Here is a 7381-nt window from a genome sequence, read left to right on the forward strand (position 1 = left end):
CGCGTGGTGCCCCCCCCCCCCCCCCCCCACCCCCCCCCCCCCTCCTCCCCCCCCCCCCCCCCCCCCCCCCCCCCCCCCCCCCCGGGCCGGTGGTACGCGGTGTCAGCTCGCGCCGCCGCGCTCCCACCGGTAGAACTCGTGCGCCATGGCGTCCTTGGGCCCCCGCCAGGTGGCCGGGTCGTAGGCCTGGACGTAGGCGGTGAGCCGGTCGCTGACGTCCCGGAACTCCGGGTGCTCGACGACCCGGGCGACGGCCGGGCCCGGCGGGCGGTCCGCCTCGATCAGGTGCAGGTAGACGTCGCCGAACTGGAAGAGGCTGCGCCCCGTGACGCCGATCAGGTGCGGGAGTTCGCCCCGGTCGGACTCGGCGAACACCTCGGCGATGCCGCCGGCGGCGTCCGGCTTCATCCGGGCGACGATCAGTGCGCGGTGCATCCGGTTCAGACCTCCCCCGCCTGCTTCTCGACCTTCTCGCGGATCAGCTGCATCTGGACCCGCGAGTTGCGGTTGATGTGGTTCACCATGCCGTCGTCGTCGACCGGCGCGGTGGGCTTCATCGCGAAGTCCTGCACCCAGCGCATCCTGGTGCCGGCCGGGACCTCCGCGTACTCCCAGCGGATGTCCATGAACTCGAACGGCCCGGGCTCGACCCGGCGGGCGCGCACCGCGAGCGAGGCCCGGTCGGTGGTGCGCTCGGAGACCCAGCTCCACACCTGGCCGTTCTCGTCCGGATGCATGGTCAGCCGGAACCGCACGCTGTCGCCGTCGCGCTGCAGCACCTCGACCGAGGCGTACTCGCTGAACAGCTGCGGCCAGTTCTCCAGGTCGTTGGTGACTTCCCAGACCAGGTCGAGCGGGGCGGCGATGACGATCTCGTTGTCCGTGTGTCCGGGCATCTCAGGCACCGGCCTTCGTGGCGAACGAGGCGTTCACCAGGTCGAGGAACTCGGCCGGCGTCTTCGCCGACTCCGCTCCGTTGGTGACCTTCACGCCGTGTCGGTTCTCCAGCTCGCCGACCACGCCGAGCAGACCGAGGGAGTCCACGCCGAAGTCGTCGAAGCTGGCGCCCGGGCGCTCCAGGTCGAGCGGGTCGATCACCACGCCGGCCCGCGCCTGGATCAGCGCGGCCAGTTCGGGATGGCTGAGGGTGTTGCTCACGGGATGTTCCCTTCAGTTCGTTGCCAGAGCAGTGGTTCGGTCAGGCCCGGTCCCCGCGCCGGAGCACCAGCGCGGAGTTGGAGCCCATCAGCCCGCGGCTGAGCACCAGCGCGGTGCGCAGCTCGGCCGGGCGGGCGCGGCCGGTCACCAGGGCGAGGTCGTGGCAGACCTCGGTGACGTTGGGGGTGGGCGGCACCACGCCGTCCTCCATGGCGAGCACCGCGGCGGCGGTGTCCAGCAGGGGCGCGCCGCAGTACGCCCGGCCGGTGCCCGCCTTCGGGGCGGTCACCGGTACCCGCTCGGCGTACGGGCCCAGGGCGTCGGCCAGGGCCAGCGCCTCGGCGCGGTCGGCGGCCGGGACGCCGAGGGCGTCGGCGAAGACCACGTCGACCTCCTCCGGGGCGATCCGGGCCTGGTCGAGCGCGATCCGGACGGCGTTGGCCAGCCCCTCGCGGGACTCCTCCCAGCGGGAGGCACCGGTGAACGTGGCGCCGTGCCCGGCCAGGTACGCCCGGACGGTCGCGCCGCGCCGGCGGGCCGTCTCCTCGTCCTCCAGCAGCAGCATCGCGCCGCCCTCGGCGGGGGCGAAGCCGTTGGCGGCGGCGGAGAACGGCAGGTAGGCCCGGTCCGGCCGGTCGTCGAGGCTGAGCTCGGGGTAGCCGAGCTGGCAGACCATCGAGTACGGCGCCAGCGGGGCCTCGGCCGCGCCGGCCACCACCGCGTCGGTGCCGCGCTCGATGGCCCGGGCGGCGTGCGCGAGGGCGTCCAGGCCGCCGGCCTCGTCGCTGGCGACCACCCCGCACGGGCCCTTGTACCCGCCACGGATCGAGACCTGGCCGGTGCTGGCCGCGTAGAACCACGCGATGGACTGGTAGGGGCCGACGAACTGTGGCCCCTGGCCCCAGAGTTGCTGCAGTTCGCGCTGGCCGAACTCGCCGCCGCCGGAGCCGGCCGCGGTCACCACGCCCACCGCGAACGGCTGGTCGGGGTCGGGAACGAACCCGGCGTCCGCCACCGCCAGGTCGGCGGCGGCCATCGCGTAGTGCGTGAAGCGGTCGGTCTGCACCAGGTAGCGGCTGTCGATCACGGACTGCGGGTCGAAGTCCCGTACCTGGCCCGCGACGCGCAGCGGAAAGTCCGCGCAGCCCTCGCGGGATATCCGGTCGAGGACGCTCACGCCCTGCCTGGTGGCCTTCCAGAAGGCGTCGGCCCCCACACCGTTCGGCGCGACCACGCCGAGGCCGGTGACCACCGCCCGGCGGCCCTGCTGACGTGACGTCATGGATCTCACCCCGTTCTGTTGAGCACGACGGCGGACTGGAATCCGCCGAATCCGCTGCCGACCGACAGGATGTGCCGGAGGGGCAGCTCGCGCGCGGTGCGCGGCACGTAGTCGAGATCGCACTCCGGGTCCGGAGTCTCGTAGTTGGCGGTCGGCGGTACCACGCCGTGGGCCAGTGCGAGGGTGCAGGCGACCACCTCGATCGCGCCGATCGCGCCGAGCGAGTGCCCGACCATCGACTTGATCGAGCTCATCGGCGTCCGGTACGCGTGCTCACCGAGCGAGCGCTTGACGGCCGCCGTCTCGTGCCGGTCGTTCTGTTTGGTGCCCGAGCCGTGCGCGTTGACGTAGTCGACGTCGGTGCGGTCCACCCGGGCGTGGGCGAGCGACTCGTCGATCGCCCGGGACATCTCCAGCCCCTCCTGGGTGAGGCCGGTCATGTGGTACGCGTTGCCGAAGGTCGCGAAGCCGCCGATCTCGCCGTAGATCCGGGCCCCGCGCCGCCGGGCGTGCTCCAGCTCCTCCAGCACCAGGACGGCGCCGCCCTCGCCGAGCACGAAGCCGTCGCGGTGGGCGTCGAAGGGACGGGAGGCGTGCTCCGGGTCGTCGTTGCGTTCGCTGGTGGCCTTGATAGCGTCGAAGCAGGCGACGGTGATCGGCGAGATCGGCGAGTCGGAGGCGCCGGTGACGCAGATGTCGGCGCGCCCCTCCTCGACCGCCTGGAAGGCGTAGCCGATCGCGTCCAGTCCGGAGGTGCACCCGGTGGAGACGGTCTGCACCGGGCCGTGCGCACCGGTGCGCTCGGCGACCGCGGAGGCCAGCGTGCTGGGCGCGAAGGCGCGGTGCAGCTGCGGCTCGGCCCGTCGGTGGTCCACGTCCCAGCGCGCGCCGCCGGCGCTGACCAGGGCGTAGTCGTGCTCCAGCCGGGTGGTGCCGCCGACGGCGGTGCCGAGCGAGACGCCGATCCGCCACGGGTCCTCCGCGGCCAGGTCCAGGCCCGAGTCGGCGATCGCCTCGTCCGCCGCCACCATGGCGAACTGCACGTAGCGGTCGGCCCGTTGGACGTCCTCCGGGCTCAACCCGTGCGCCGCCGGGTCGAAGTCGCACTCGGCGGCGATCCGGGAGCGGAATCCGGTGGGATCGAAGAGCGTGATGCCCCTGGTCGCCGTCCGCCCGGAGGTGAGCAGTTGCCAGAAGGCCGGTACGCCCACGCCGCCGGGCGCGACCACACCGATCCCCGTGACGGCGACCCGCCGGGTCACGAAGCCACCTTGGCGTGTTCCGGCGGACCGGAGGTCACCGCTCCCTCGGTCTCCTCGGTGTCGACGTGGCCGAGCTCCGGACGGGGGGCGAGCGGGCCGAGGTGGAAGACCATCCGGGCCTCGGTGTCGCCGACGTTGCGGAAGCGGTGGCGCATGTCGATCGGGATCATCAGGCCCTGGTCGGGCCGGAGCGAGTGGGTCACCCCGTCCAGGTCCACCTCCAGTTCGCCGGCGACCACGAAGACGAACTCCTCGGAGTACGGGTGGTAGTGCTCGCCGATCCGCTCGCCGGGCTGCACGATGGCCAGGCCCATGAAGCCGCTGGTGGCGCCGCAGGTGGTCGGGGTGAGCATGGCGCGCAGGTCGCCGCCGCGCCGGCGGTTCTCCGGCGCCTCGTCGACGTGCACGATCCGTGGGTACTGCGTGGACATGGTTTCTTCCTTCGGGAGTCGGAGCCGGCGCAGGGCCGATGGTCGGTCAGGTGAGCTGCGAGCTGCGGTCGGTGACCGGGCTCATGGCGCGGGCGGCGAGGAGGGCGCTCAGGCCGGCGACGGTGCGCAGGTCGCCCTCGGCACCGAGGTCCAGCAGCCGGCCGAGGACGGTGGCCTCGCGCTCGCCGGCCACGCCCAGGGCGACGGCCGGCTCGGCCTCGGCCGGGACCCGCAGGTCCACCAGGCGGACCACGACGTCCTCCCGGTGGAAGACGGTGGCGGCCGCGAGCGGGCCGGTCGGGTCGGCGGTGGCCAGGTTGTCGTGCTCGGCGAGCAGGGCGGCCACGGCCGCGCCGTTGCCCGGCTTGACGGGGTAGAGCACGGCGTGCCGGTGCAGCCGGCCGGAGGCCGGGGAGCCGGCGATCGCCTGGTGCTCGGCGGGCAGCGCCGCACGGGCGAAGAAGGCGCGTGCCGCCTGCGGGTCGCCGAGCTGGCGGGCCTCCTCCAGGTACGGGTTGATGGCCTCCTCGACCGCGCGGACCTCGGGCTGCATCGCCACGTGGCGCAGCGCGTCGCCCAGGTTGCCGACCACCTCGACGGCCCGGACCACCCGGTTGCCGTGCATGAAGAGGGAGGTGCGGCGCAGCTGGGTGGTCTCGTCCACCTCGGCCTTGGGGGAGGCGTAGCCGGAGAGGATCCGGGCCACCTCGTGCTCGCTGCCGGGCTTGACGGTGAAGGTCAGGGCGTGCCGGACCACCCCGTCCGGGCCGGGCGCGGCCTGCGGCGGGCCGACGTGCCCGGCCGGCGCGGTGCGCGGCAGGCCGGGCGGCACGTCCACCGGCTTGCGGGTGCCGGTGGCGCCGGCCGCGGAGGTCTCCCGGAGGATGGAGTAGCGCAGCGAGCGGAAGGTGTCGCTGACGCAGCCGTGCATCGGCTTGACCATCTCGCGGTGGGCGGGGCTGTCCACCCACTCCAGGAAGGTCTCCTGGTCCTTCCACTCGCTGGTGATGAGCCACTGCCGCGGGTCGTTGATCGACTGGCAGAGCTGGTCGCTGACGTGGCCGGGGACCGAGGCCACCTGGTGGCGCAGCTTCTCGTACACGTCGAGGAAGCGCTGCTGGGCGCCGTCCTTGATCTCCAGCATCAGCATCACGCGCAGTCGGGTGTGCTGCTCGGAGTGCTGCTCGGCCTGCGGTTCGGACAGAGTCGTCATGATCCACTTTCTTGCTTCGGGCGCTGCCCGCGCCGTGCGCGCCGGGCGGCTTCCGTCCGGACGGGCCCCGGCGGGGGGAGGGCGGTGCGGTGGCGGTCGGCCCGGGCGGGTGGGGGCCAGGCCTGAGGTCGATCGTGCGCGGACCCCACGAGTGGCGCGAGATATGCGGGCCATCCGGGCGACGAGGCGGCAGAAGGGACCCGCGGCGGGGGATGGAAGAGCGGGGCCGACGTGCGCGCGGGCCCCGCCGAGGGCGACGCCGAGCCCCGTAGCCGGGTCGCGAACCCCCGTACAGGCTGGAGCAATTGATGAATCCGAAGGTTGACGACCGGGTGCCGGTCCTGATCGTCGGCGGCTCGCTGGTCGGGCTGTCGGCCTCACTCTTCCTGGGCCGACTGGGTGTCAGACACCTGCTGGTCGAGAAGCACGCCGACACCTCGCGTCACCCGCGTGGCCGAGGCAACAACGTCCGCACGATGGAGCTCTACCGGGGGGCGGGGATCGAGACGGCGATCCGCGAGGCCGCCTCGGTGCTCGCCGCGAACCACGGCATCCTGCAGGCCCCCTCGCTGACCGGCGAGGAGCAGGAGTGGCTGTTCCGGGAGATCGACCCGGGCGGCCGGCTGGCCCGGTTCAGCCCCAGCTCCTGGTGCCTGTGCAGCCAGAACGACCTGGAGCCGGTCCTGCTGAAGGCCGCCCGCGAGCTCGGCGGCGAGCTGCGCTTCAGCACCGAGCTGGTCTCCTTCGAACAGGACGACGAGGGGGTGACGGCGCTGCTGCGCAGCCGGGAGACCGGCGAGGAGCGCACCGTCCGGGCCCAGTACCTGATCGCGGCGGACGGCCCGCGCAGCCCGGCCCGGGAGGCGCTGGGCATCGGCCAGAGCGGCAAGGGCGAGCTGTTCCACAACGTCAGCATCACCTTCCGGGCCAAGCGGCTGGCCGAGGTGGTGGGCGACCGGCACTTCATCGCCTGCTACCTGACCAACCCGGACGCCGACGGCGCGCTGCTGCCGGTGGACAACCACGAGGAGTGGGTCTTCCACGCGCCGTGGCACCCGGAGCACGGCGAGCCGCTGGAGGCGTTCACCGACGAGCGGTGCGTCCGGCACATCCGGGCCGCCGTCGGGGTGCCGGACCTCGAGGTGGAGGTCACCGGCAAGGCCCCCTGGCACGCGGCCGAGCGGGTGGCGACGCGGTACTCCGCCGGGCGGGTCTTCCTGGCCGGGGACTCCGCGCACGAGATGTCGCCGACCGGCGCGTTCGGCTCGAACACCGGCATCCAGGACTCCCACAACCTGGCCTGGAAGCTGGCCGCGGTGCTCTGCGGCTGGGCCGGACCGGGGCTGCTGGAGACGTACGGGCAGGAGCGCCGGCCGGTGGCGGAGGTGACCAGCGAGCGGGCCTCGGCGCGCTCCGCCGAGCACAGCCACCCCGGGTACGCGGTGGTGCCCGGAGTCGGGCGGCAGGCGGGGGTGCTGGCGGTGGCGCTCGGCTACCGCTACCCGGTGGGCGCGGTCGCCGGGGCGGACCCGGCCGGGCCGGTGGTGCCGGAGGCGTTCGAGTCCGGCGGCGAACCCGGCAGCCGGGCGCCGCACCAGTGGCTGCTGCGGGCGGGCGTCAAGCTCTCCACCCTCGACCTGTACGAGCAGGCGATGGTGCTGCTGACCGGCCCCGAGGGCACGGCCTGGCACCAGGGCGCCCGCCGGGCGGCCGACCGGCTGGCCGTGCCGCTGGACACCTACCGGATCGGCACCGGGGCGGAGGACGACCTGGCGCCCGAGCCCGGCGCGGACTTCGCCGAGCTGCACGGCCTCCGGCCGGGCGGCGCGGTGCTGGTCCGCCCGGACGGCTTCGTCGCCTGGCGCAGCGAGGACGCGGTGGCGGACCCGGAGGCGGCGGTGGAGGCGGCGCTGCGTACGGCGCTCAAGCTGTAGCCGCGAGCGGGCGGCGAACGCGGGGCGGGGGGGGGGGGGGGGGGGGGGGGGGGGAGGGAAGGGGGGGGGGGGAGGGGGGGGGGGGGGGGAGAGGGGGGCGG

General features: G+C 74.3%; 8 protein-coding genes. 1 reads left to right on the forward strand and 7 read right to left on the reverse strand.

Going from position 1 to position 7381, the window contains the following annotated elements:
• Positions 1-102: 102 nt before the first annotated feature.
• From ACZ4UX_RS26300 to ACZ4UX_RS26330, 7 genes are read right to left on the reverse strand one after another with little or no spacing between them, the layout of a single operon-like run.
• Positions 103-435, reverse strand: a complete 333-nt coding sequence (locus ACZ4UX_RS26300) for a TcmI family type II polyketide cyclase (protein WP_352297475.1) — start codon at positions 433-435, stop codon at positions 103-105.
• Positions 436-440: 5 nt separating this feature from the next.
• On the reverse strand, positions 441-896 hold the full coding sequence (locus tag ACZ4UX_RS26305; RefSeq protein ID WP_329490974.1) for an SRPBCC family protein: 456 nt from the start codon (positions 894-896) through the stop codon (positions 441-443).
• A gap of 1 nt (position 897) precedes the next feature.
• Complete coding sequence (locus ACZ4UX_RS26310) at positions 898-1158, reverse strand: acyl carrier protein (protein ID WP_465708473.1); 261 nt, start codon at positions 1156-1158, stop codon at positions 898-900.
• A gap of 40 nt (positions 1159-1198) precedes the next feature.
• A complete protein-coding gene (locus ACZ4UX_RS26315) occupies positions 1199-2440 on the reverse strand; it encodes a beta-ketoacyl synthase N-terminal-like domain-containing protein (protein ID WP_465708474.1) in 1242 nt (413 codons plus the stop codon).
• A 5-nt stretch (positions 2441-2445) separates the two neighbouring features.
• Positions 2446-3702 carry a beta-ketoacyl-[acyl-carrier-protein] synthase family protein gene (locus ACZ4UX_RS26320; protein WP_329490977.1) on the reverse strand — a complete coding sequence of 419 codons (1257 nt, stop codon included), beginning with the start codon at positions 3700-3702 and terminating at the stop codon, positions 2446-2448.
• Entirely contained in the window at positions 3699-4133 is a 435-nt protein-coding gene (locus tag ACZ4UX_RS26325) for a cupin domain-containing protein (protein WP_329490978.1), read from the reverse strand. Before ACZ4UX_RS26325 ends, ACZ4UX_RS26320 begins: the two co-directional genes overlap by 4 nt.
• 46 nt (positions 4134-4179) lie before the next feature.
• Entirely contained in the window at positions 4180-5346 is a 1167-nt protein-coding gene (locus ACZ4UX_RS26330) for a SchA/CurD-like domain-containing protein (RefSeq protein ID WP_329490979.1), read from the reverse strand.
• 308 nt (positions 5347-5654) lie between these two features.
• Here ACZ4UX_RS26330 and ACZ4UX_RS26335 point away from each other — a divergent pair, with 308 nt between their 5' ends.
• A complete protein-coding gene (locus ACZ4UX_RS26335) occupies positions 5655-7280 on the forward strand; it encodes an FAD-dependent oxidoreductase (RefSeq protein WP_329490980.1) in 1626 nt (541 codons plus the stop codon).
• Positions 7281-7381 lie beyond the last annotated feature (101 nt).

It is taken from the genome of Kitasatospora sp. NPDC028961, assembly GCF_055564815.1.

What these genes read in the sequence shown, in the direction of transcription:
- ACZ4UX_RS26335 (WP_329490980.1), top strand. Translation starts at nt 5,655, where the DNA reads ATGAATCCGAAGGTTGACGACCGGGTGCCGGTCCTGATCGTCGGCGGC.
- ACZ4UX_RS26315 (WP_465708474.1), bottom strand. Translation starts at nt 2,440, where the DNA reads ATGACGTCACGTCAGCAGGGCCGCCGGGCGGTGGTCACCGGCCTCGGC.
- ACZ4UX_RS26305 (WP_329490974.1), bottom strand. Translation starts at nt 896, where the DNA reads ATGCCCGGACACACGGACAACGAGATCGTCATCGCCGCCCCGCTCGAC.
- ACZ4UX_RS26330 (WP_329490979.1), bottom strand. Translation starts at nt 5,346, where the DNA reads ATGACGACTCTGTCCGAACCGCAGGCCGAGCAGCACTCCGAGCAGCAC.
- ACZ4UX_RS26325 (WP_329490978.1), bottom strand. Translation starts at nt 4,133, where the DNA reads ATGTCCACGCAGTACCCACGGATCGTGCACGTCGACGAGGCGCCGGAG.
- ACZ4UX_RS26300 (WP_352297475.1), bottom strand. Translation starts at nt 435, where the DNA reads ATGCACCGCGCACTGATCGTCGCCCGGATGAAGCCGGACGCCGCCGGC.